Annotated in this window: 21 protein-coding genes; 16 read left to right on the top strand and 5 right to left on the bottom strand. The window is 45.3% G+C overall.

Annotation, left to right across the window (positions count from 1 at the left end):
• Positions 1-9: 9 nt before the first annotated feature.
• The 5 genes from F7R24_RS06775 to map form a co-directional block, all read right to left on the bottom strand.
• Complete coding sequence (locus F7R24_RS06775; RefSeq protein ID WP_168926787.1) at positions 10-1,233, bottom strand: flagellar assembly protein T N-terminal domain-containing protein; 1,224 nt, start codon at positions 1,231-1,233, stop codon at positions 10-12.
• A 4-nt stretch (positions 1,234-1,237) separates the two neighbouring features.
• Positions 1,238-1,732, bottom strand: coding sequence for a hypothetical protein (locus F7R24_RS06770; protein ID WP_151670495.1), 495 nt, complete (start codon positions 1,730-1,732; stop codon positions 1,238-1,240).
• A gap of 76 nt (positions 1,733-1,808) precedes the next feature.
• On the bottom strand, positions 1,809-2,306 hold the full coding sequence (locus tag F7R24_RS06765; RefSeq protein ID WP_151670494.1) for an LPP20 family lipoprotein: 498 nt from the start codon (positions 2,304-2,306) through the stop codon (positions 1,809-1,811).
• A 120-nt stretch (positions 2,307-2,426) separates the two neighbouring features.
• Positions 2,427-5,129, bottom strand: a complete 2,703-nt coding sequence (locus tag F7R24_RS06760; protein ID WP_151670493.1) for a [protein-PII] uridylyltransferase — start codon at positions 5,127-5,129, stop codon at positions 2,427-2,429.
• 2 nt (positions 5,130-5,131) lie between these two features.
• Positions 5,132-5,902 carry a type I methionyl aminopeptidase gene (gene map, locus F7R24_RS06755; RefSeq protein ID WP_151670492.1) on the bottom strand — a complete coding sequence of 257 codons (771 nt, stop codon included), beginning with the start codon at positions 5,900-5,902 and terminating at the stop codon, positions 5,132-5,134.
• Between the two features lie 392 nt (positions 5,903-6,294).
• Here map and rpsB point away from each other — a divergent pair, with 392 nt between their 5' ends.
• The 16 genes from rpsB (at position 6,295) to accA (ending at position 23,936) form a co-directional block, all read left to right on the top strand.
• Entirely contained in the window at positions 6,295-7,029 is a 735-nt protein-coding gene (gene rpsB, locus F7R24_RS06750) for a 30S ribosomal protein S2 (RefSeq protein WP_151670491.1), read from the top strand.
• A gap of 107 nt (positions 7,030-7,136) precedes the next feature.
• Complete coding sequence (tsf, locus tag F7R24_RS06745) at positions 7,137-7,997, top strand: translation elongation factor Ts (RefSeq protein WP_151670490.1); 861 nt, start codon at positions 7,137-7,139, stop codon at positions 7,995-7,997.
• 159 nt (positions 7,998-8,156) lie between these two features.
• Complete coding sequence (gene pyrH, locus F7R24_RS06740) at positions 8,157-8,915, top strand: UMP kinase (protein ID WP_151670489.1); 759 nt, start codon at positions 8,157-8,159, stop codon at positions 8,913-8,915.
• Positions 8,905-9,462: a ribosome recycling factor gene (frr, locus tag F7R24_RS06735; protein WP_151670488.1), complete on the top strand. Its 558-nt coding sequence runs from the start codon at positions 8,905-8,907 to the stop codon at positions 9,460-9,462. The genes pyrH and frr overlap by 11 nt, the downstream gene beginning before the upstream one ends.
• Positions 9,463-9,505: 43 nt before the next feature.
• Positions 9,506-10,252, top strand: a complete 747-nt coding sequence (uppS, locus tag F7R24_RS06730) for a polyprenyl diphosphate synthase (RefSeq protein WP_151670487.1) — start codon at positions 9,506-9,508, stop codon at positions 10,250-10,252.
• Positions 10,253-10,255: 3 nt separating this feature from the next.
• A complete protein-coding gene (locus F7R24_RS06725; RefSeq protein WP_151670486.1) occupies positions 10,256-11,065 on the top strand; it encodes a phosphatidate cytidylyltransferase in 810 nt (269 codons plus the stop codon).
• A 30-nt stretch (positions 11,066-11,095) separates the two neighbouring features.
• Positions 11,096-12,448 (top strand): RIP metalloprotease RseP, encoded by a 1,353-nt coding sequence (rseP, locus tag F7R24_RS06720; protein WP_151670485.1) that lies wholly within the window; start codon positions 11,096-11,098, stop codon positions 12,446-12,448.
• Between the two features lie 41 nt (positions 12,449-12,489).
• Positions 12,490-14,844, top strand: a complete 2,355-nt coding sequence (gene bamA, locus F7R24_RS06715) for an outer membrane protein assembly factor BamA (protein ID WP_151670484.1) — start codon at positions 12,490-12,492, stop codon at positions 14,842-14,844.
• 12 nt (positions 14,845-14,856) lie between these two features.
• Positions 14,857-15,354, top strand: coding sequence for an OmpH/Skp family outer membrane protein (locus F7R24_RS06710; RefSeq protein ID WP_240776020.1), 498 nt, complete (start codon positions 14,857-14,859; stop codon positions 15,352-15,354).
• Between the two features lie 4 nt (positions 15,355-15,358).
• A complete protein-coding gene (gene lpxD, locus F7R24_RS06705) occupies positions 15,359-16,381 on the top strand; it encodes a UDP-3-O-(3-hydroxymyristoyl)glucosamine N-acyltransferase (protein WP_151670482.1) in 1,023 nt (340 codons plus the stop codon).
• 12 nt (positions 16,382-16,393) lie between these two features.
• Entirely contained in the window at positions 16,394-16,831 is a 438-nt protein-coding gene (gene fabZ / locus F7R24_RS06700; protein WP_151670481.1) for a 3-hydroxyacyl-ACP dehydratase FabZ, read from the top strand.
• Complete coding sequence (gene lpxA / locus F7R24_RS06695) at positions 16,828-17,604, top strand: acyl-ACP--UDP-N-acetylglucosamine O-acyltransferase (RefSeq protein WP_206057490.1); 777 nt, start codon at positions 16,828-16,830, stop codon at positions 17,602-17,604. Before fabZ ends, lpxA begins: the two co-directional genes overlap by 4 nt.
• A gap of 8 nt (positions 17,605-17,612) precedes the next feature.
• Complete coding sequence (gene lpxB / locus F7R24_RS06690) at positions 17,613-18,779, top strand: lipid-A-disaccharide synthase (RefSeq protein ID WP_338087095.1); 1,167 nt, start codon at positions 17,613-17,615, stop codon at positions 18,777-18,779.
• Positions 18,745-19,359 (top strand): ribonuclease HII, encoded by a 615-nt coding sequence (gene rnhB, locus F7R24_RS06685; protein ID WP_151670479.1) that lies wholly within the window; start codon positions 18,745-18,747, stop codon positions 19,357-19,359. Before lpxB ends, rnhB begins: the two co-directional genes overlap by 35 nt.
• Positions 19,352-22,855: a DNA polymerase III subunit alpha gene (gene dnaE, locus F7R24_RS06680; protein WP_151670478.1), complete on the top strand. Its 3,504-nt coding sequence runs from the start codon at positions 19,352-19,354 to the stop codon at positions 22,853-22,855. The genes rnhB and dnaE overlap by 8 nt, the downstream gene beginning before the upstream one ends.
• A 121-nt stretch (positions 22,856-22,976) precedes the next feature.
• Positions 22,977-23,936 (top strand): acetyl-CoA carboxylase carboxyl transferase subunit alpha, encoded by a 960-nt coding sequence (gene accA / locus F7R24_RS06675; protein WP_151670477.1) that lies wholly within the window; start codon positions 22,977-22,979, stop codon positions 23,934-23,936.
• Positions 23,937-23,940: the final 4 nt, after the last annotated feature.

The raw sequence follows: 23,940 nt of genomic DNA, 5'->3' as shown, positions 1-23,940 counted from the left end.
AGAAGTCGTTTACTGACTTCTAACTAAGTCATCACGCTGAATATTCACATGACTAGCTTGCATATTCAGCGTTCCACTCGCAAATGTCGGTTCAACACGATCCAATGTTACCGTGACTTGTGTAGGTACAAATTCTGGATAGCCTTCATTCATGGTGTTGTAATGCGTTTGTCGACGCAGAACGCTCAGTCGATCCCCTTGATTTAATCCAGCTAAGCTACCCGCATTAATCCAGATACGGTTTTGCTCGGACTGAGTGATACGAGCGGTGAATGGCTCACAACGAAGCCGATCATTTAAATCTGTGACCACCTGACGCATTTCACGCCTTACTTTATCGCCATAGTCTTGCTGCCAGAAAGCATCCGTAGCGAAGCCTGTTCTGGTTTGTCGTGCATTCCAAAGCCCAGCAGTCATATACCTTTTTTGCCAGATTAGTCCGCCCGATAGGGCATCATGGACATAGACATCCATGATAAAAGCGCGAAGATTACGTTCATTGTTAGGGTCAAGTCGATGAAATAAATCGGTCACTAATAGTGGTTCGCGTCCACCTTGCGGATTGCGCTGGCGTATATCACGAATGACACCAGAAACAATGAACTGCATGTTAGATTGCTCGGTACTGCGTTGGAAGTTCGTTAAGGTCCCATCATCCAGCATTTGCGTTGGTGCATTATCTAGATTCGGGTGAATTTGTAAGTGGGTTGCTGTATGGCTATTAAAACCTGGAAATTGTTTCAGTTCTCTAGCTAACAATTCAGGTAGACGAACAGGCATTTCATGCAAGCCACCCGCATTTGCTTGCGAGGGCTGCACCAGTGGAAAGGCTGTAAAGCCAATGTTGCGCTGATAAGCAACTTCCGGTAACCCTCCAGGGCAACCTTGTGTTGGTTGGATTCTAGCTCTGATTCTGACAATCAACTCATTACCACTTAACGTTTCTTCGAGGATGTTGAGTTCACTTAAGACTCCACTGCTTGAAAACCTAACGTTATCAGACACTATTTGACCATCTTGCATGCGTGTTGATGCGCTGACAAATGCCGTCGCTTGACGGGTGGCGATTTCAGAGGCCTCGTTTACTGCGACTCGTCGCGCTTCAGAAAGATCACCATTAATGATGATCGCTCTGCCTTCAGCTTCGACAAAAGTAGGCACGGAATTGGCTATGACTGGTAAGCTGAATAATAGACTGAACGTAATAACAAACAGAATATATTTGAATCTCATGAATTTATCGAACCTGATCATTAACGGCGGGTACCGAATGTGCTTGAAGTATCATGGTATAGCTACGGTTTTCAAAGGTTTGTAATACAACCATAGCGCCTCCGGAATTGTTCGGTGTTTTGTAAAAATGCAACAGGTGTCCCGGAAGGATATTCTGCTTTCTACCTAGGTTAATCAGGGCAAATAATGCTTCGGGTTCATTCCAGAAAATCTGAGTGATTTGACCCTGTGAGTTGCTTGGAGGGTAGTCAAAAACAAAACTGTTAGGAATTTCAATTAAGCTGGATTCCTGCTGCTGTTGCAGAAAGCGTTTATGATGTCCAGCCCGAATCTGATCACGAGCTAGACTTGCGACTTCGCTATCAACGCGCTGTGGGATGTGGCTAGTGACTCTATAATCCACAAGATTGTCTGCAAGCGTTATCGATGTCACTGAGCAAGCAATCAGTAGTATTAACCCAAAAGCAGAAGAGTGAAGCTGTTTAGCCGAAACTCGCATGGTGTAAACAGCCTCCTTAAACGATTAAGCTATTAGAACGATCACAAGAGTTGTCGCTCTTGAGGTATGGCTAATATCAAAAAGTGTAGTTAGGGCTTTTTACAGCGCCACCAGGAACAAGGCCTGCTCCTCTTCTCGCGGGTTGGTTATTCTCTTTCTCAAGCATTCTAATCAGCTGGCTTCTGCTGACTTGCATGGTCATTTGCGTCACGCCAACGCCATCGTCAAGTATTTCTTGGTTAGTAATGGATGCGCCTTGAATAAAAGAGTTCAGTTGCATTTTTAGGCGATCATTGCCTGCCATAAAGTTATTCAAATCACTGTCGCCTTGGATATAGATTCCGGCTACTTGTTCGGCAAGTTTGCGGTAGGCATCTAGCTCAGAGGCTCTCAGGGTCATCAGTCGACGCTGTGCAGCATTGGCAAAGGTGTTTTTAGGCGCGCCATAGCCCGTGACATTGACTATCACAATGTCCGACTCATCACGAAATGCATCTGTGCGGGTGTTATGTTGGGATGCGCATCCTGTCAAAAAGACAACGGCTGAGATTGCGAGTAAAAAAAGTTTTTTCATGGTCTGGGTCTCGTTATGGGCCAATCATGATGAAGCTGTTGATATAGATATAGTAGATATCTATATCGGGAGTTGCTAGAAAAACTTTAAATATTACCGCCAAGTAACTGTTGTTCTGTTTTAATTACTATGCTGTATATGTTCATCTAGCTTCTCACAAATAGCGGTTTGCAATCGCTGACAAAGTTCAGGATCGCTAATGGCGTTACCCTCTGAATCGGTGATAAAGAAGAAGTCCTCCACGCGCTCGCCAATGTTAGAGATTTTCGCCTTGCGTACCGAGATATCAAACTCCACGAAAATACGTCCAAGTCTCGCCAGTAGTCCTGGTCTGTCAGATGTCATGACTTCTAACACGGTTTGTTGGCTGCTAGGGTCATTGCTTAAATTGACACTGGTTGGGATAGTAAAGAGTTTTAGGATGCGTGGTACGCGTCGCTGAATGATTTCAGGGAAGTCATTAGGGTCGTCTAGCTCTTCAGTTAGGCGATGCTGAATGGTTTTCAGGTAAGTGGGGTCATCCGATAAGGGTTGGTTGTCTTCAGTTAAGACTGTGTAGGTGTTTAGAGTTCTACCGTTATCGGTTGGAATAATTCGGGCATCGACAACGTTTAAGTGCAGTTGATCGAGTGCTGCCACGGTGGCCGGGAATAAATATGGAAGATCATCGGCATAAATGAAAATCTCTGTCGCACCTTCATAGAGACGATAGGATGTTTTGTGTACTTGGATAAGCGGAAGAGGCAGATCACCATGTTCCAGAATGATCTGAGTGTGCCAAGCAATATTGGCAGAATCTTCTCGCATGAAGTATTCATCACCTAGAAGTCTCCAGAAATTACGCACCTCTTCCTCTTTTTTGTTCATTCGCTCTAGCAGTTGAAGGGCTTCGTGCTGCAATTGCTCGATTCGATCTTCTTTGTTCATTGGATTTTCTAAGCCGCGACGTAAAGCGCGCTTAGTTTCCGTGTAAAGCTGGCGCAATAATGTACCCCGCCAGCTATTCCATAGCGTGTGATTGGTTGCGTTGATATCTGCAACCGTTAGTACGTATAGATAATTAAGGTGGACAATGTCGCGAACTTCAAGTGCGAACTTATGAATCACTTCAGGATCTGAGATATCTCTTCGCTGAGCCGTCATCGACATCAGTAAGTGGCGTCTAACCAGCCAGGCAACTAATTGTGTGTCCCATTTGCCAATGTGATGTCGTTTACAGAAACCGATCACATCATCAGCGCCCAGTTCAGAGTGATCGCCACCCCGTCCTTTGGCGATATCGTGATAGAGTCCTGCTATATAAAGTAACTCAATCTTAGGCAGTTGGTTGATGATGCGGTGAGCCAAAGGGAAATGCTGTTGCATATTCTCATGTCTAAACTGGCGCATCATCTGAATGACTTTTAGTGTGTGAGCGTCTACGGTGTAGATATGAAAGAGGTCATGTTGCATCTGACCCACTATTTTTCCGAACTCGGGAAGGTAGCGACCTAAAATGCCATAACGGTTCATCCGCTTAAGTTGTGTAGAGACACCTTCAGGGGATCGTAAAAGCTCCATAAATAAAGAGGTGTTGCGCAGATCTTGACGGAATTCTTGATTGATCAGATGGCGGTGTTCGCGGATCAATCGAATCGTGGACGCACGCACGCCTTTGATTTCTGGATGTTGGGCTAGTAGAACAAAGACTTCCATCATGGCAAAGGGATGGTGTTCAAATACCGTCTCGTAAGCCGCTTCAATATACTGGTTACGAATGCGAAAGCGACTGTTTAGCGGTGAGACTTGATGCGGGTCGTCGCCCCGTAAAATCACTTCGTCAAAATATTGCAGTAGCATGTCGTTGAACTCTGACATGGCTTTAGCAACGCGGTAGTAGTTGCTCATAAACTGCTCAACTGCCAAGGCACCTTCTTTATCCTCATAGCCAAAAAAAGCAGCTAGGCTGCGTTGATGGTCGAATAGGAGACGGTCTTCTCTACGTTTACAGAGCATGTGCAGGGCATAGCGAACAGTCCAGAGATAGAGTTCACCTTTGTTTAGTGACTCTAGTTCGTTCTCAGTTACAAAGCCGTGTTCAACTAAGTCTCTTAAATAGGTGGCACCAAAGTGGCGTTTGGCGACCCAGCCAATGGTTTGCAAGTCGCGCAATCCACCTGGCGAGTTTTTTAAGTTAGGTTCTAGGTTGTATTCCGTGTTGTTGGTGCGTTGATGGCGCTCTGACTGTTCTTGAAGTTTAGCTTTGAAAAACTCCTTATCAGACCAGGCGCCTTCTGATGTCACTTTGGCATACATGCGTTGTTGCAGGTCAGCATTGCCGCACAGGGTTCTCGATTCAATGAGATTGGTCGCAACGGTAATGTCGTTTCGAGATTCATCATAGCATTCATTAATTGAGCGAACGCTAGAGCCAATATCGAGTTTAAGATCCCACAAAAGCGTCAAAAACCCGCTGATGCTTTCAGAGAATTCATTCGCATCGATGTTATCAGTAAGTAGGAGTATATCGATGTCTGAGAAGGGATGGAGCTCACCTCGGCCATAGCCGCCTACGGCAACGAGAGCAACTTCAGATTGGCTTGGCCAAGGAAACAAATTCCAGGATAAGGTTAACACCTGATCTAACACCCAAGCGCGACCATAGATAAGCCTACGAATGTCGCTACCTTCACGAAAATCATGATTCATCAATGTTTCAGAGTTTCGTAAAGCATTCCTTAAGATCTTTAAAGGCGTTTCTTCAGCCTTATCTAAAGCGAAACGAACAGCTTCTAGATCAAGATATTCAGGAACAGGTTGGGTGTAGACAGGTGTCTGGCTCATGATTAAAAGGGCTCTTCTGAACGGCGTGTTAATACTTCTACGCCATCTGTAGTGACCAATAGAGTATGCTCCCATTGGGCAGACAAGCGTCGATCTGCGGTTTCTACGGTCCATCCATCGCGTTTAGATAACTTAACTTGGCGTTTTCCAGCATTGATCATCGGCTCAATCGTAAACGTCATGCCTTCGCGAAGCGTCTCACCCGTGCCGGCTTTACCATAATGGAGTACCTGTGGGTCTTCGTGAAATTCACTGCCTATGCCATGACCGCAATACTCTCGCACGACACTGTAGTGATTCTTTTCCGCGTGTTTTTGGATGATTTCACCAATGTCGCCTAGGCGGGCGCCCGGCTTCACCAGTGCAATGGCTTTGTATAAACATTCTTGTGTGATTTCACAGAGGCGTTTAGCATGATCAGGAACATTTCCCACGTAAAACATCTTGCTGGTGTCGCCATGAAACCCGTCTTTAATAACGGTGATGTCAATGTTAATGATATCGCCATCCTTCAACGCTTTGTCGTTGGGAATGCCGTGACATACCACTTGGTTCACAGATGTACAGATGGACTTAGGAAAGCCATGGTAGTTCAAAGGAGCGGGGATGGCTTTTTGGGTATTGATAATGTAATCGTGGCAGATTTGATTCAGTTCGTTGGTGGTAACCCCAGTCTGAACATGGGGTTCGATCATTTCTAGTACTTCAGCAGCAAGCTTGCCGGCAACTCGCATTTTCTCAATTTCGTCGGCTGTTTTCAGGCTGATACTCATGGCTCTGATATTTTCCTAATCTGATTTGCTCCTCCTAGGCTTGTGCTCGTTAGCCTATTAAGAGGGCTGTGTATGCTGTGATATCTTTAAGATAAGAGTTTCGTGTATATTTCTTCAACCATTGTAGCGAATAACTCAGTTAAGTGATAACGATACCCGATTAATACGCTCGGATATAGTGAAGAAGATGAGTGAAGTATAGTGTTTGAGCGCGACGGTGAGATAATTTACTTTAAAAAAAATATTGTCTGTGGTATAAAATGCGCTCCAAAAAAACCGTGCTTTGCACACATTAACACACACACTTACCGGCACAGGCTTTCTGGGTGCTGCCTTAGGCAGTGGAGAGATGGGGTAGGTGGAGGTTAAACCCACTACAGGAAATATTTGAAATGGCAAGAGTTTCAATGCGTGACCTGCTAAAAGCAGGCGTTCACTTCGGTCACCAGACTCGTTACTGGAACCCGAAAATGACTAAATACATTTTCGGTGCGCGTAACAAGATTCATATCATCAACCTAGAGCACACCCTGCCAGCTCTGAACAATGCCCTTGATGTTGTTCACAATATGGCCTCAAACAAAAACAAAATTATGTTTGTTGGTACTAAGCGCGCAGCGGGTAAAGTGATCCGTGAAGAAGCAGTCCGTGCAGGAATGCCTTACGTGAATCATCGTTGGTTAGGTGGTATGTTGACCAACTACAAAACGATTCGTCAGTCTATCCGTCGTTTGCGTGAGCTTGAAACGATGTCTCAAGATGGTACTTTCGACAAGTTGACCAAAAAAGAAGCACTGATGCGTGCTCGTGAAATGGAAAAGCTTGAGCGTTCAATCGGCGGTATCAAAGAGATGGGCGGTCTTCCAGATGCGCTTTTCGTTATTGATGTTGACCATGAGCGTATTGCAATCAATGAAGCTAACAAGCTAGGTATTCCAGTTATTGGTATTGTTGATACTAACAGCAATCCAGATGGCGTTGATTATGTAATTCCAGGTAACGACGATGCGCTTCGTGCAATTCAGATTTATGCTCGTTCAATTGCAGATGCCTGCATTGAAGGTCAGGGTAAAACTGTAACTGACAAAAGCGAATTCGTAGAAGTCGAAGAAACTGCTGCTGAGTAATCAGCTTGTAAGCTTGATATGACAAGCTGAACAGATTCCGATGAGGGGAGCGATGCTCCCCTTTTTTCGACTAGAGTAATGATTAATTGAGTTTGAGGATTTAGGAAATGGCGAATATCTCTGCTGCAATGGTTAAAGAGCTTCGTGAGCGTACCGGTTTGGGTATGATGGAGTGCAAAAAAGCACTGGTTGAAGCTGAAGGCGATATCGAAAGAGCGATTGATGATCTGCGTAAATCTTCAGGTATGAAAGCAGCTAAAAAAGCAGGTCGTACTGCGGCTGATGGTGTTGTTGCGTTGCGTGTTGCAGACGATAACAGCTACGCGGTTGCCGTTGAAGTGAACTCTGAGACTGACTTCGTTGCTCGTGATGACAACTTCCTAGGTTTCGTGGAAAAAGTATTGGCTAAAGCGTTCTCTGAGAAGCAAACCGATGTTGCTGCCCTAATGGCAGGTGATCTGGAAGCTGCTCGTGAAGCCTTAGTTCAGAAAATCGGTGAAAACATCAGCGTTCGTCGCGTCTTCTTGGTTGAAGGTGCCATGGTTGATGGTTATGTTCACAGCACTAATCGTCTAGCAGCGATTGTTGCTTTGACAGCGGGTAATGCTGAATTGGCTCGCGACGTTGCAATGCATGTCACGGCTGTGAATCCTCGTGTTGCTAAGCCTGAAGATATGCCTCAGGAAGAGTTAACTCGTGAAAAAGAGATCATTATGGCGCAGCCTGATATGGAAGGTAAGCCACAAGAGATCAAAGAAAAAATGGCTGTGGGCCGTATTAAGAAATTCTTGGCTGAAAACAGCTTGGTTGAGCAGGCGTTTGTTAAAAACCCTGAGCAAACAGTGGCTCAGCTGGTTAAGTCAGCTGGTGCTGATGTGGTATCTTTCGTCCGTATCGGTGTGGGTGAAGGTATCGAAGTTGAGAAGAAAGACTTCGCAGCAGAAGTTGCAGAACAGCTAAAGGGTTAAACCTTACTAGCGAGACATGACTGTCTCAACATTAAAGCCAGACAAGGCTATGCCTGTCTGGCTTTAATATGAATGCTGTATCCATTCATTAAAAAAACTGCGTAATCGCGCCGTTTTCTTGTACACTGTGTCATCTTATTGAGTGCGGAGAACCTATCGATGCCGAGCGCTGATAAACAATCTAGATACAAACGTATTCTTCTTAAGCTCAGTGGCGAAGCGCTACTTGGCGATGAAAATTTCGGTATTGACCCAAAAGTACTTAATCGTATGGCCCTTGAAATTGGCCAATTAGTTGGTATTGGAGTGCAAATTGGTATTGTGATAGGTGGTGGTAACCTATTTCGCGGTGCTGCACTCAGTGCGGCGGGTCTTGATCGTGTGACTGGCGACCATATGGGCATGCTGGCAACCGTGATGAACGCATTGGCGATGAGAGATGCGCTAGAGCGGTGCAATATTGCCACGCGAGTTATGTCTGCTATTCCTATGTCAGGTGTTGTCGATCATTATGATCGTCGTAATGCTATGCGCTACCTGCGCCAACAAGATGTTGTTATCTTTGCCGCAGGTACAGGAAATCCTTTCTTTACAACCGATTCTGCTGCGTGTCTACGTGGCATTGAAATCGAAGCCGATGTGGTTGTTAAAGCCACTAAGGTTGATGGCGTATATACAGCGGATCCAATGAAAGATCCAACCGCTAAGCGCTATAAACACCTAAGTTTTGATGAAGTCTTGGATAAACAGTTAGGCGTCATGGATATGACAGCGATCTGTCTTACCCGTGATCATGATATGCCAGTGCGAGTGTTTAATATGAACAAACATGGCGCACTCGTTAATCTGATTATGGGTGGTGATGAAGGAACGTTAATTGACGCTGGGCCGGCTGCAGGAGAAACCTATGCTGAATGAAATTACTAAAGATGCTGAAACGCGTATGGCGAAGAGCATCGACTCGTTAGTGGAAAATTTTAAGAAAATCCGTACTGGACGAGCTCATCCCAGTATTCTGGATAGTGTGCAAGTCTCTTATTACGGATCGATGATGCCTATTTCGCAAGTGGCTAATATCAATGTTGAAGACTCTCGTACCTTAACCATCATTCCTTGGGAAAAGAAGATGGTGCCCGAGGTTGAGAAAGCAATTATGAAGTCTGATTTAGGGATTAACCCCAACACTGCGGGTGATGTCATTCGTGTGCCTATGCCTGCGCTGACTGAAGAAACTCGTAAGGTTTATATCAAGCAGGCAAAAGGAGAAGCGGAAAACGCTAAAATTGCCATTCGTAACATTCGCCGTGACGCTAACAGTAATATTAAAGATCTTCTGAAAGAAAAGTCGATCAGCGAAGATGAAGAGCGTCGTGGTGAAGATCAAGTTCAAAAATTGACCGATAAGTTTGTATCGGAAGTGGACACATTGCTGGCTCAAAAAGAGTCGGATTTAATGGAAATTTAATGTATCTACTGGAGCGCGGGATTTAAGTCCCGCCACTCGTCCTATGTCCTCATCAGATTCCTCATTTACATCTGCTTCTTTGCCTGCGCATATTGCCATCATTATGGATGGTAATAATCGTTGGGCTAAACAGCGTCATTTGCCAGGTTTGGCTGGGCATAAAGCAGGTGTGCATAGTGTAAGGCAAACCATCGAAGCCTGTGTTGAGCTGGGTGTCGAGGTACTTACCCTATTTGCGTTTAGTAGTGAAAACTGGAAACGACCTGAAAAAGAAGTCAGTGGCTTGATGGATCTTTTTTTACTCTCGCTTGACCGAGAGGTAAAGAAATTACATCGTCATGGCATTCGTCTGCGCATTATTGGCGATCGCAGTCGTTTCTCTGAAAAGTTACAAAAGCGTATGCATGATGCAGAGTTGCTTACTGCCAATAACACCCGTTTAGTGCTTAACGTTGCTGCTAACTATGGTGGTCGGTGGGATATTGTTGAATCTGCTAAAAAGCTCACGCAAGCCTGCCTTCTTGGCAAAATTCAGTTAGATGATATTGATGAGGTATGTTTCAATAATTTTACCTCTCTTGCTGATTTGCCTGCTCCTGATTTATGTATTAGGACAGGGGGTGAGCAAAGAATCAGTAATTTCTTAATATGGCAGATGGCATATACTGAACTTTACTTTTGCGATTGCTATTGGCCAGATTTTGGCAAAGCTGATTTGCAAAAGGCAATCGAATGCTATTCAAGTCGTCAGCGACGATTTGGAAAAACATCAGACCAGATAGAGGCTTAATTTGTGCTGAAACAACGAGTGATAACAGCTTTGATATTAGGCATTCTGGTGCTTGGTGCCGTGATTTGGGCTCCTGTGTGGCTGTTTTCGCTGTTGGTTGGTTGCGTAACCCTATATGGTGCGTGGGAGTGGTCGAATTTTTGCCGCATTGGTCGTCAAAATCGTTTGGTTTATGTCGGTGTGGCTGGTTTGATTATGTGCGTCATTGCAGCAATCGGGTTGCATAACTTATTGACTACCATAGTCATAGCCGCGGGCTTGTTTTGGTTGCTTGCGATTGTGATGGTGTTGAGGTTTCCAGAGGGGTTGCGCTGGTCGGCCTGTGGACCAAAACTCGTTATCGGAATGTGGGTGTTAGTTCCGGCATGGGCCGCTCTGACTGCAATTAAAGCGCTTCCAGACGGGGTGTGGTTAATTTTTTTGTTGCTTTTCTTGGTGTGGGGCGCAGATACAGGAGCCTACTTTGCTGGTCGCGCGATGGGCAAGCGAAAATTAATGCCACGAGTAAGCCCAGGAAAAACCTTAGAAGGGGTTTATGGAGGCTTGGTAACCTGTGTTGTAATTGCCGCTGTTTACGCATTCTTAAGAGAACTTTCATTCGTTTCAGCGGTCTTTTTAATCGTGTTAGCCGTAATAACAGCGGTAGCTTCTGTTTTAGGTGATCTTTTTGAAAGTATGTTCAAGCGTGAACGTGGCATCAAAGACAGTGGTACCCTGTTACCCGGGCATGGTGGTGTACTAGATCGTATCGATAGTATTACTGCTGCTGCACCGATTTTTTTATTAGGTTTGATCTATTTTCCAGTCCTTTAGGTCTGCGACGAAATTGATCTGGAGTATTACATGGGTTTGATCCAGACCATCTTAGCCACACTGGTTACTCTTGGAATTCTAGTCACTATTCATGAGTGGGGTCACTACTGGGTAGCGCGCCGATGTGGTGTGCGGGTGCTCAGGTTTTCAGTAGGTTTTGGTAAGCCATTATTCTCCTGGCGTGGTAAAGATGAAACTGAGTATGTTGTAGCAGCAATTCCTTTAGGTGGTTATGTGCGCATGCTGGATGAGCGTGAAGACAAGGTTCCACCCGAGTGGCAAGGTCAAGCTTTCAATACTAAGCCAGTACTGCAACGCATTGCGATCGTGGCCGCAGGGCCTATCGTCAATTTACTTTTTGCTGTTTTAGCCTACTGGTTTCTATTTGTTGTCGGTACTAGCGTTGTCATCCCCAAAGTGGGTGAGGTAAGGCCCGGATCGCCTGTTGAAATCGCAGGTGTTCAGTCAGGTGAAGAGATCTTGTCGATTAATGGTTTTCGTGTGAATTCATGGGATCAAGTGAATTTGCGTTTGGCTGCTTTAATTGGTGATACGCGAGTTATCGAGGTAGAAGCCGCAGAGCCTGGTCGAAGTGTCCGTCTGTATCACGTTAGTTTGAATGATTGGCGAGTGGATCTGGAGCGGGAATCACCCGTCTCTGCATTGGGATTTATTCCTTGGCGTCCTGATGTTGCGCCAGTTTTAGGTCAGCTGGTTAACGATGGTCGTGCGGCTCAAGCAGGGCTGCAAACAGGTGATCAAATAGTCAGCTTAAACGGCCAGCTTTTGGATACATGGCAAGGTTTGGTAGAGCAGATACAGCAAAGCCCTGAACAGCCGTTAACCTTCGAAATAGATAGAAATGGTCGTTTGTTGACAATTGATGTGACACCGGCTGCTCGTAAGGGTGAAGACGGAACACTTTCCGGATATATTGGTGCGGGAGTGCAGATGCCAGAGTGGCCTGATGAGATGTTACGGGAAATACGCTATGGCCCCGTGCAAGCATTAGTCATGGGTGTTGACCGGACTGGTCAGATGATCATGTTGACGCTCGACTCTATCAGAAAAATGATTGTAGGGATCATTTCAGTTAAAAACTTGAGTGGACCGATAACCATTGCTAAAGTGGCAGGTGACTCTGCTGCCTCTGGGTTCGAAACCTTTATTATGTTTCTTGCCTACCTGAGTATCAGCTTAGGAATTTTGAATTTGTTGCCAATACCGATGCTAGATGGTGGCCATCTGATGTATTATATGGTCGAGCTGATCAGAGGTAAGCCAGTCAGTGAGCAAGTTCAAATGATTGGGCTGAAAATAGGTATGTTCCTGTTGTTCAGTTTAATGGCTCTGGCAATATTTAATGATCTAGCACGCCTGTAAGGCAACAATAAACCGACGGACTAACTGAAAGTATCAAAACCATGAAGCGTACGCTAATTCTGATCCTGATATCTTTGTTCTGGTTTTCTCCTGTGCATGCACAAACCTTTCCATTTGTCGTCAGTGACATACGTGTGGAAGGTGTGCAGCAGGTTGATCTCGGAACTGTATTTAGAAACTTCCCTATATCAACAGGGGATCAAATTGACTCTGCTCAGCTAGCAGCGGCAACGCGACAGCTATTTCGTTCGGGTTTCTTTGATGATGTACAGATCAACCGAGATGGCGATATCTTAGTTCTTGTATTAAGAGAGCGTCCTGCGGTAGCGATTATTCGAATAGATGGCAATAAAGCGATCAAAGAAGAGCAGTTACGTGAAGGTTTGAAACAGTCAGGTCTTCAGGAAGGTGATGTGTTCCGTCGCGCAACTCTAGATCAAATTGAATTGGACCTGATGCGTGTTTACGCATCACAAGGCCGTTACGGTGCCAATATTTCCACTGAAGTTGAAAATCTGCCTGGAAATCGTGTTGCCCTAAATATCAATATCACTGAAGGTCGCATCGCAACCATTCAGCATATTAACATCATAGGGAATGAAACCTTTCCGGATGACGAATTATTAGATCTGTTTTCTCTGAAATTGCCAAACTGGCTATCCTTCTGGAGAAAAGATGATCAGTATTCGCGTGAAAAGCTTTCTGGTGATCTGGAGCGTCTTCGTTCGCATTACTTAGATCGTGGTTTTATCAATTTCTCTATTGATTCTACTCAGGTATCAGTCTCTCCAGACAAGCAAGACGTGTTTATTACCGTAGGTATCACTGAAGGTCAGCAGTTCCGTGTTAACGAAGTGTTAATGATCGGTAACTTAGTTGTCCCAGAATCTCAATTGCTTGCAAAAATGAGCTTGGGTGAGGGTGATGTGTTTTCACGTCGTGAAATGACCGATTCTCAAGAGCGCCTAGAGAGATTGCTAGGTGATCAGGGCTTTATGTTTGCTAACGTTAGCCCGATACCACAAGTTGACGAGGCCGCCGGTACGGTATCGCTACGGTATTTTATCGAACCAGGCAAGCCTACCTATGTAAGACGTATATCTGTTCGTGGCAATACACGTTCAACAGATGAAGTTGTTCGTCGTGAAATTGAACAGATGGAAGCTGGTATCGTATCGACTTCAGCCATTGAGCGTTCTAAAACTCGTTTAGAGCGAACTGGGCACTTTAGGTCAGTTAACGTGGAAACTCGTCCTGTTCCAGGTACGGATGATCAAATTGATCTAGAGTTCAGTGTTGAAGAACAGCAGTCTGGCCAATTATCAGCGAGTGTGGGTTTCTCTCAAAGTGAAGGTATTATCGTTCAGTTGGGTGTTTCTCAGGATAACTTCTTGGGTTCGGGTAAGAGTGTTGCGTTTAATGTATCCAACAGCTCAACATTGACTGAATACAGCTTTAATTACCTTGATCCATACTATACCGTTGATGGCGTTAGTAGAGGATTTAATCTTTATTACCGTGAAGAAAACTTTGATGAAGACGATCGTGGTGATTACAACACCGATGGTATTGGCGGTGGTGTGACCTTTGGTTATCCAATTGATGATTTCCAGCGTTTAAGTTTTTCTGGTGATGTTGAGTTCTTACGTATCAAGCAAAACAGTGCTGTAAATAATAATTCAGATGCCTATAAAGTTATTGAGCAATTCATTAAGAATAACGGTGACGAATATCTAAACTGGCGCTTGACTGCCGGTTGGAGCGATAATCGCCTAAATAGAGGCTTCTTTCCAACCAGTGGTCGTTCTCAGGGTGCTACGCTTGAGGTTTCTGTACCCGGAAGCGATCTTGAATACTATCGTGCCCAGTATAACAATCGCTTCTATTGGCCGATAAATAATGATGAAACTTGGGTAGCATCTGTTCGAAGCAGAGTGGGTTACGCTGATTCTTATGGTAATGGCTCAGATTATCCGTTCTTTAAAAACTACTATGCCGGTGGCTTAACAACGATTCGCGGTTTTGAGGCTAACTCACTTGGACCTCGATATGATCGTGGACAAGGTCGTAATCCGCGCTCTATGGGTGGTAACGTCTTAGTGGCGGGTAGTGCTGAGTTGATTTTCCCGATGCCTTTCTTAAAAGACAAGAGTGCTTGGCGTACTTTGGTGTTTATGGACGCGGGTAATGTCTTCACAACTAAATGCTTACCAGGCGCAGTTAATGATACCTGTGTCGAAGGTGTAGACTTCGGCGATTTGCGTTACTCTGCAGGTATTGGTCTAAGTTGGTTAACACCAGTGGGTCCTTTATCGGTTTCTTTGGCTAAGCCATTGAACAGCGCTGCAGGTGACGATGAAGAAGTGTTCCAGTTTGTGTTAGGCCAGTCTTTCTAATTTGAGGTTATGATGAAAGTAAAAGCGTTAGCGTTTGTTCTTCTGTTGTGCTCAAGCCAATGGGTGTTTGCAGATAAAGTGGTTCGTGTGTTGGGTGTTCAGGAAGCCTTGTTGAGTTCTAAAGCAGCAAATGACTTCCGTGCTCAATTAGAAAGAGAGTTTTCAGGTGATGAGTCGACCTTAACGAATCTTGAGCGTCAAGCAGTTGCAGCACGAGATCGTTTAGAGCAAAACAGAGGCTTAGTTTCTGCTGAAGAGTTTCAGCAGTTAGGAATGCAGTTTGAAAAGGCTTACATTGAGTATCAGAACCTTGCTGAACAGATGACTCAGCGTCGTATGCAGCGTGAAGAAGAGTTCTTAGCGCAGATGCGCCCTAAGTTAGATCAAGCAATTAGAACGCTGATTGAAAACGAGAATATTGAAGTTATTGTTGCGAAGCAGGCAACTGTTTATAGCAGTAATACTGTCGATATTACACAGCGTGTGATTGAACTCTTAAACCAGCAATAATTCTGTGTTTAGGCTTGATGAGTTATCTACACAGGTTGATGGGCTGCTAGTAGGCGATCCAGCAGTTGTGATTAAAAGCTTGGCAACCCTTGAGGTTGCTCAAGCTAATCAGCTGTCTTTTTTTGCTAATCCAAAATATCTAAAGCAATTAAAATCGTCATCTGCAGGTGCTGTTTTAGTTAAGGCGGATATGGTCGATCAGGTTAAAGGAGCTGCTATCGTTGTTGCGGATCCCTACCTTGCTTACGCTCGACTGAGTCAATTCTTTGATTGGCGGGCACCTGTCAATAAAGGTGTTCATGCAACCGCGGTGGTATCCAGCTCAGCTAATATTGATCCGACAGCAGAAGTGTCAGCGCATGTTTTTATCCACGATCATGTTGTTATCGGCGCTAGGACCTATATCGGTCCTAATTCAGTGATAGGTCGAGATTGTGTGATCGGTGCAGATACTCGTATTGAATCTGGCGTAAACTTATATCCTGATGTTCACTTGGGCAGCCGCGTGATCATTCATAGTGGAACTGTCATAGGCTCAGATGGATTTGGTTTTGCTAAGCACAATCGAAAATGGGTCAAAATATATCAGTCAGGCGGTGTTCGCATCGGTGATGATGTTGAAGTGGGGGCGAGTGTTACAATTGATCGTGGCGCCCTCAGCCCCACTCGTATAGAAAATGGAGTAAAGCTGGATAATCAGATCCAAGTGGCACATAACGTGGTGATTGGCGAAGATACGGCGATTGCAGGATGTACGGGTATATCAGGAAGTACTAAGATTGGTAAGCGTTGTACCCTTGCCGGAATGGTGGGTGTAGCAGGACATCTAGACATCGCGGATGACTCGCACATTACTGCTATGTCCTTGGTGAGCAAGTCGATTACTAAGCCCGGTGCATACTCTTCAGGTACCGCTCTAGAACCGCATCAACAATGGAAGCGCAATGTTGTGCGTTTTCGACAGTTAGATGATTTAGCTAAACGAGTAACGTTACTCGAAAAAGCACAAGCAGATAAGTCTGAATAAGGTTAATTGAACATGATGGATGTAAATGAAATCCGGAAATACTTGCCACACCGCTATCCTTTTTTGTTGGTTGATCGCGTAATTGAATTAGTTCCGGGTCAGTCTATCGTGGCTATCAAAAATGTGACGGTCAATGAGCCTTTCTTTAATGGTCATTTTCCTGATCAGCCTGTTATGCCAGGTGTCTTGTTGGTTGAAGCCATGGCTCAAGCCGCAGGAGTGTTGGGTTTTAAAACCATGAATAAAACCCCTGAAGACGGTTCTATATATTACTTTGTGGGTGCTGATGATCTGCGCTTCAAACGTCCTGTTGTACCTGGAGATCAGGTAAAATTAGAAGCCAGTGTGCTATCAGAGCGTCGCGGTATTTGGAAGTTTGCCGTTAAGGCCAGTGTCGATGGACAGCTGGTTTGTAGTGCCACTATTCTATGTGCAGACCGTAAAGTATGAGTTTGATCCACCCTTCGGCTATTATTGACCCCAGCGCTGAACTTGGCAAAGATGTCGAGGTCGGTCCTTGGACCTATATCGGTCCTCAGGTAGAGGTAGGTGATGGTTGTGTCATTGGCTCGCATGTTGTGATCAAGGGGCCTACAAAAATCGGTCGACACAACCGCATTTTTCAATTTGCCAGTGTTGGTGAGGATTGCCAGGATAAAAAATATCGAGGTGAGCCAACACGGTTAGAAATAGGCGATCATAACGTCATCCGTGAAGGAGCGACTTTACATCGAGGTACCGTTCAAGATCAGGGTATCACTCGAGTTGGTAGTCATAATTTGTTGATGGCCTATACGCATGTTGCTCATGATTGCCTGGTCGGTGATCAGGTTATTCTCGCTAACAATGCAGCTTTGGCAGGCCATGTGCATGTCGATGACTATGCAATTTTGGGTGGTTTCACCGCCGTTCATCAGTTCTGTCATATCGGTGCTCATGTTATGTGTGGTGCCGGCACGGTGGTGATTAAAGATATTCCCGCCTATGTGATGGCAACCGGTAACACCGCTCAGCCACACGGTATTAATTCGGAAGGATTAAAGCGCCGTGGCTTTTCGGCTGAAGCGATTGCGCAACTTAAGCGTGCTTACAAAGTCATTTACCGATCTGGACTGACCTTAGAGCAGGCTCTTCCTCAATTGCAGCAAATGGCTGAAGCAGAATCAGCAGTCAATTTACTGATCAAATCATTACAAACGTCATCTCGCGGTATCATACGTTAGGAGGAATTGTGCCTCTAAGGATTGCGATTGTTGCGGGTGAGGCTTCAGGGGATATTTTAGGTGCTGAATTAATTAAAGCCCTAAAAACGCACTATCCAGATCTTGAAGTGGAAGGCATAGCCGGTGAGCTAATGCTTGCTGAAGGTGCACAATCACTTTATCCACTTGAGCGTTTATCGGTGATGGGGCTGACCGAAGTCTTAGGTCGCTTGCCAGAATTACTGAAAATACGTAAACAGCTTATTCAGCGCTGGACAGCTAACCCACCAGACCTTTTTATCGGCATCGATGCTCCAGATTTTACCTTAAAGCTTGAGCGTAAACTGCATGATGCTGGCATAACCACCGTTCATTACGTCAGTCCCTCTGTTTGGGCTTGGCGTCGAAAGCGAGTGGTTTCCATTAAACAGGGTACGGATTTAATGCTAACCCTGTTGCCTTTTGAAGCAGATTTCTATCGCGAACATCAGCAACGTGTAGCATTTGTGGGTCATCCCCTAGCAGATCAGTTTCCGATGCAGCCAGACACTGAAGGGCAGCGACAGCTATTAGGTGTGGATAAACAGGCTAGAGTCATCGCATTATTGCCCGGTAGTCGGGGTGGGGAGGTGTCTAGGCTTGCAGTACCTTTCTTGGAAACAGCCAAACAGCTTTATCAGCGCTATCCTGATGTAGAGTTTTTGTTACCTGCAGCGAATAGTGCACGCTATGATGACCTGAATCAGCTTATCGATACTGATTATCCCGATCTTCCGGTTAAGCTGCTGCTTAAACAATCAGGTACCGCAATGGCTGCCAGTGATGTCATTCTCATTGCATCAGGTACCGCCACACTGGAGGCGATGTTCTGCAAAAAACCGATGGTGGTTGCTTATCGATTATCAGCCTTAACCTATTTTATTCTCTCTAAATTAGTGAAAAGCCCTTGGATTTCATTACCGAATTTATTAGCCAAAGAAACCTTGGTTCCGGAAATATTGCAAGATCAGGTCACGCCAGATCGGCTTGTTAACGAAATTGATGCTTGGTTGAATGATCCAGCAGCCTGTCAAGAGCTTGAAAAACGCTTTACACAACTGCATGAACTACTGCGTGGTGGTGCAAGTCAGCGCGCCGCTCTAGCAATCGTTGAGTTGCTTAATGATAAACAGGTGTCTCGTGATCGTATCGACTAAATTATTGGTTGCTGGTGTGGATGAAGTTGGCAGAGGGCCTTTAATCGGTCCAGTGGTTGCTGCCGCAGTGATTTTAAATCCAGCTGTTGACATAGTAGGTTTGGCTGATTCAAAAAAACTAACTGAAAAACGCCGTTTGCAACTGGATGCTCAAATTCGCGAACATGCGCTGTGTTTTGCGATTGCAAGTGCCTCGGTAGAAGAAATTGATCGTCTGAATATTTTACATGCCAGCTTACTGGCGATGCGTCGAGCGGTAGAAAAACTCAACATTAAACCTAATCATGTTCTGGTCGACGGTAATCGTTGTCCAGAGTTAAGTATCCCTTGTGAGGCTGTTGTCGGTGGTGATGCCTTGCATGCCAATATTAGTGCCGCATCGATTATTGCTAAGGTTGCTAGAGATCAGATGATGGTTGAATTGCATCAGCAATATCCCGACTATGGTTTTGATCGTCATAAGGGTTATCCCACCAAAGATCATCTTCAAGCGATACAGAATTTCGGTGTGTTAGATCAGCATCGACGCAGCTTTAAACCCGTACGACAGTGTCTAGAAGGCCTTATAAAACATGACTAATGCTTCATTTGTTCATCTTCGTGTGCATAGTGAATACTCACTATATGATGGCATAGTTAAGGTAAAAAAGCTGGTGGCTGCGGCTGCCGAAAACCAGATGCCTGCGGTTGCCTTAACTGATCAAACAAACCTATTTGCGTTAATCAAGTTTTACAAGGCAGCTGTTGCTCAGGGGATTAAACCTATTTGTGGTGTTGATCTATGGTTAGCACATGGTGAGGATGAGTCGGCTGATCCCAGTCGATTGACGTTACTGGTGCGCAATGGTGTGGGTTATAAAAACCTGATGGAGTTGGTTTCTAGAGCCTATGCAGAGGGGCAAACCCTTCAATCAGAATACGCACTGGTGCGTCGAGAATGGATTAAAGAAAAATCAGAAGGTTTAATCGCTCTTTCAGGTGCTAGTCGAGGGGAAATTGGTAAGGCCTTACTGGATCAGAATTTCAATTTAGCTAATGAATTGTTAAGTGAATGGATGTCGGTGTTTCCGGATTCCTTTTATCTGGAAGTTCAACGTACCGGTCGTCGGAATGATGAAACACTGGTTCATGCCAGCGCAGCCTTAGCCAGTCAATTTGACTGCCCCTTAGTTGCCACCAACGAGGTGATGTTTCTCTACGCTGAAGATTTTGAAGCACATGAAGCACGCGTGTGTATTAACCAGAGTCGAACACTGGCAGATCCTTCACGCCCAAAAGATTACTCTGATCAACAGTATTTTCGCAGTAGTGCAGAGATGGCAGAGTTATTTGCTGACTTGCCTTCTGCGATAGAAAACACCGTCGCCATCGCTCAGCGTTGCAATATCGAGATAGAGCTAGGTACTTACTACCTACCAGAGTACCCCATCCCTGATGGGATGACGATGGACGAGTTTTTTCGTCATGCCTCGGAGGAAGGGTTAGAGTTTCGTCTCAAGACCATTTTGGATACTCAAGATCCAGAATATGCCAGCAAGCGACAGGTTTATTTCGATCGCTTGAAGTTTGAGCTGGATATCATTATTCAGATGGGTTTCCCTGGTTACTTCCTAATCGTTATGGACTTTATTCAGTGGGCCAAGGATAACCAGATACCGGTGGGTCCTGGTCGAGGATCAGGTGCCGGTTCCTTAGTAGCCTATGCGTTAAAGATTACCGATCTTGATCCACTCGAATACGATCTGCTGTTCGAGCGATTTCTTAATCCAGAACGTGTCTCCATGCCGGACTTTGATATCGACTTCTGCATGGATAATCGTGATCGCGTTATCGACTACGTTGCTGACCGCTATGGACGTGATGCCGTTTCGCAGATCATCACTTACGGAACCATGGCAGCAAAAGCGGTGGTGCGAGATGTGGCTCGCGTTCAGGGAAAACCCTTTGGTTTGGCTGATCGTTTATCAAAAATGATTCCCTTCGAAGTGGGTATGACGCTGGGTAAAGCAGTTGAACAAGAAGAGGTGCTTAAAGATTTCGTTACCAACAATGAAGAAGCGGCTGAAATATGGGAAATGGCGCTTAAGCTTGAGGGTATTACCCGTAACGTCGGAAAACACGCCGGTGGTGTGGTTATCGCACCAACCAAACTGACGGATTTCTCGGCCACCTATTGTGATGAACAGGGGCAGGGGTTAGTCACTCAGTATGATAAAAACGATGTTGAAGAAGCGGGTCTGGTTAAATTCGACTTTTTGGGTCTGCGTACTTTAACGATCATTGATTGGGCGCTTCGTACTATTAATACCCAGCGCCGTCGTCGCGGTGAAGACGATCTGTTCATTGAGGGAATCAATTTAGAAGACCCTGAAGTGTTCAAGATGCTTCAGCGTGCCGAAACAACGGCTGTTTTCCAGCTGGAGTCATCCGGCATGAAAGACTTGATTAGGCGACTTCAGCCGAGCCGTTTTGAAGACATTATCGCACTGGTAGCGCTCTTTAGACCGGGGCCTTTGCAGTCAGGGATGGTGGATGACTTTATCAACCGTAAGCATGGTCGAGCGCCGTTAGCCTGGCCACATCCTGATTATCAGCTTGACAGTCTTCAGCCCGTCTTGGAACCCACCTACGGTATTATTCTTTACCAAGAACAAGTCATGCAGATCGCTCAGGTGATGGCAGGCTACTCTTTAGGCGAAGCTGACTTGCTGCGCCGTGCGATGGGTAAAAAGAAGCCAGAAGAGATGGCAAAACAGCGCCAATTCTTTTTAGATGGTTCGGTTAAGGAAGGTATTGATGTCAATCTAGCCGGAAATATCTTCGATCTTGTGGAGAAGTTTGCGGGATACGGTTTTAACAAATCTCACTCTGCTGCATACGCATTGGTCTCATATCAAACTGCTTGGTTAAAAACCTTTTATCCGGCTCCTTTCATGGCGGCAGTTTTGTCATCGGATATGCAAAACACCGATAAAGTGGTGATCTTTATCGAAGAGTGCCGCCAGATGAAGCTGAAGGTGAACTTACCGGATGTCAATGCCAGTGAGTTTATGTTTACCGTCAATGACGCCAACGAAATTGTATACGGACTTGGTGCGGTTAAAGGTGTTGGTGAAGGACCCGTGGAAGGAATTATGCAAGCAAGGCAGACGGGGCCTTTTAAAGATCTTTTCGACTTCTGTGCACGCGTTGGTGTTAAGAAATTGAATAAACGTGTTATGGAAGCGTTGGTTCGTTGCGGTGCCTTGGATAAACTCGGTCCAAGTCGATCGGTATTATGGCATGCGATAGGGGCTGCCTTGCAGTCAGCGGATCAAGCTGCCAAAAATGAAGATGCAGGGATGTTGGATTTGTTTGGTGAGGTGATTGCAGAAACACCGAGCGATCCCTATGTCGAGTATACTCAAGTTCGAGAGTGGAGTGATAAAGAGCGCTTAGTCGGTGAAAAAGAAACCTTAGGTCTCTATGTAACCGGTCATCCTATTGATGAGTATGAGCCCGAGTTATCTCGATTGGTCAGTCGTAAGCTGGTGGATATCCAACCTCAACGTGGCCGTTCTCAAAAAATGGCTGGGCTTATCGTGGACATGCGCATTAAAAAGACCAAAAAGGGCGATAATCTCTGCATTTTGACCCTTGATGATCGCAGTGCGCGAATGGACATCACCTTGTTTGGTGATGTCTACGATTCGGCACGTTCCATCATCAACAAAGATGTGGTGTTGATCATCGAAGGAGAGGTCGCTCCTGACGAATACAATGGTGGTGTTCGTGCCCGAGGTCAAAGCGTCATGAGTGTGACTCAGGCACGCGCACGGCATGCCAGTCATATTGAAATTCAATGTGATCAGCAGCAGTTAAGCAATGCGCGTATCAAAACTCTGAAAGAGTGTTTGATGAAAAGCCAGCAATCGCTCGATCGAATTTCGATTGCGTTGCGTTTTCAGCGTGAAGATGCTGAAGGGGATCTACGCTTGGGTGATGCTTGGCAGCCAGAACCGTCTGATGAGCAGATTATTGCACTTAAAGAGCTATTTGGTAATGCTGCAGTCAGGTTGGTTTGGCCCGATCACTGACACTTGAGTGATCAAATCAGTCACTCTGCATTAGACGAGACTGGTGATCCGCTTGTTCAGCAGGTAAAATCTTACCCAATATTTATTTTTTAACCTTTGATTATCGCAAAACTGGAAGCGCATGAACCCAAATTATCTGGATTTTGAACAGCCTATTGCTGAACTAGAAGCCAAAATCAAAGAGTTACGCCATGTTGGCGAAGGCAACGCAGATCTGAATCTCAGCGAAGAGATCAATACACTGCAAGAGAAAAGCCATAAACTCACCCGCTCAATCTTTGATGACTTGACTGCATGGCAAATTTCTCAGCTCTCGCGTCATCCACAGCGTCCCTATACGCTGGATTATATTCACTTGGCGTTTGATGATTTTGATGAAATCCATGGTGATCGTCACTTTGCTGATGATCCTGCCATCGTCGGTGGTATAGCGCGTTTAGATGGCGCACCAGTTGCCATCATCGGTCATCAAAAAGGTCGTGAAGTCAAAGAAAAGGTTCGCCGTAATTTTGGAATGCCACGGCCTGAAGGTTATCGTAAAGCGCTTAGAATCATGGAAATGGCAGAGAGATTTAAACTGCCTATTTTAACCTTTATTGATACACCGGGTGCCTATCCGGGTATTGATGCCGAAGAGCGTGGCCAGTCCGAAGCGATTGCTTTTAATCTTGCAAAAATGTCACGTTTGCGCACGCCGATTATCTCTACGGTGATTGGTGAGGGTGGTTCCGGTGGTGCCCTGGCGATTGGTGTTTGTGATGAATTATTAATGCTGCAATACGGTACTTACTCGGTTATTTCTCCTGAAGGCTGTGCGTCTATTTTGTGGAAGAGTGCTGAACGTGCCTCTGATGCTGCTAAAGCGATGGGCATTAATTCTGAGCGTTTGCATGAGTTGGGATTGGTCGATCGTGTTATTCCTGAGCCTTTAGGTGGTGCACATCGTCAACCTGCCGATATGGCGGCGAGCTTAAAGCTACAATTACAAGATTCCTTGGATCGTTTAACCGCTCTGGATACGGATACTCTAATAGAGCGTCGTTACGAAAGACTGATGTCTTACGGTGTCAGTTCTGTCTAGTTCT

This window comes from Nitrincola schmidtii (genome assembly GCF_008973715.1).
Classification (GTDB): domain Bacteria; phylum Pseudomonadota; class Gammaproteobacteria; order Pseudomonadales; family Balneatricaceae; genus Nitrincola; species Nitrincola schmidtii.
Note: the sequence above shows the minus strand (reverse complement) of the source record. Positions and strands in the feature narration are given on the sequence as shown.

What these genes read in the sequence shown, in the direction of transcription:
- tsf (WP_151670490.1), top strand. Translation starts at nt 7,137, where the DNA reads ATGGCGAATATCTCTGCTGCAATGGTTAAAGAGCTTCGTGAGCGTACC.
- uppS (WP_151670487.1), top strand. Translation starts at nt 9,506, where the DNA reads ATGTCCTCATCAGATTCCTCATTTACATCTGCTTCTTTGCCTGCGCAT.
- accA (WP_151670477.1), top strand. Translation starts at nt 22,977, where the DNA reads ATGAACCCAAATTATCTGGATTTTGAACAGCCTATTGCTGAACTAGAA.
- F7R24_RS06775 (WP_168926787.1), bottom strand. Translation starts at nt 1,233, where the DNA reads ATGAGATTCAAATATATTCTGTTTGTTATTACGTTCAGTCTATTATTC.
- bamA (WP_151670484.1), top strand. Translation starts at nt 12,490, where the DNA reads ATGAAGCGTACGCTAATTCTGATCCTGATATCTTTGTTCTGGTTTTCT.
- lpxA (WP_206057490.1), top strand. Translation starts at nt 16,828, where the DNA reads ATGAGTTTGATCCACCCTTCGGCTATTATTGACCCCAGCGCTGAACTT.
- map (WP_151670492.1), bottom strand. Translation starts at nt 5,902, where the DNA reads ATGAGTATCAGCCTGAAAACAGCCGACGAAATTGAGAAAATGCGAGTT.
- F7R24_RS06770 (WP_151670495.1), bottom strand. Translation starts at nt 1,732, where the DNA reads ATGCGAGTTTCGGCTAAACAGCTTCACTCTTCTGCTTTTGGGTTAATA.
- F7R24_RS06760 (WP_151670493.1), bottom strand. Translation starts at nt 5,129, where the DNA reads ATGAGCCAGACACCTGTCTACACCCAACCTGTTCCTGAATATCTTGAT.
- dnaE (WP_151670478.1), top strand. Translation starts at nt 19,352, where the DNA reads ATGACTAATGCTTCATTTGTTCATCTTCGTGTGCATAGTGAATACTCA.
- rnhB (WP_151670479.1), top strand. Translation starts at nt 18,745, where the DNA reads ATGATAAACAGGTGTCTCGTGATCGTATCGACTAAATTATTGGTTGCT.
- F7R24_RS06710 (WP_240776020.1), top strand. Translation starts at nt 14,857, where the DNA reads ATGAAAGTAAAAGCGTTAGCGTTTGTTCTTCTGTTGTGCTCAAGCCAA.
- rseP (WP_151670485.1), top strand. Translation starts at nt 11,096, where the DNA reads ATGGGTTTGATCCAGACCATCTTAGCCACACTGGTTACTCTTGGAATT.
- pyrH (WP_151670489.1), top strand. Translation starts at nt 8,157, where the DNA reads ATGCCGAGCGCTGATAAACAATCTAGATACAAACGTATTCTTCTTAAG.
- fabZ (WP_151670481.1), top strand. Translation starts at nt 16,394, where the DNA reads ATGATGGATGTAAATGAAATCCGGAAATACTTGCCACACCGCTATCCT.
- rpsB (WP_151670491.1), top strand. Translation starts at nt 6,295, where the DNA reads ATGGCAAGAGTTTCAATGCGTGACCTGCTAAAAGCAGGCGTTCACTTC.
- F7R24_RS06765 (WP_151670494.1), bottom strand. Translation starts at nt 2,306, where the DNA reads ATGAAAAAACTTTTTTTACTCGCAATCTCAGCCGTTGTCTTTTTGACA.
- frr (WP_151670488.1), top strand. Translation starts at nt 8,905, where the DNA reads ATGCTGAATGAAATTACTAAAGATGCTGAAACGCGTATGGCGAAGAGC.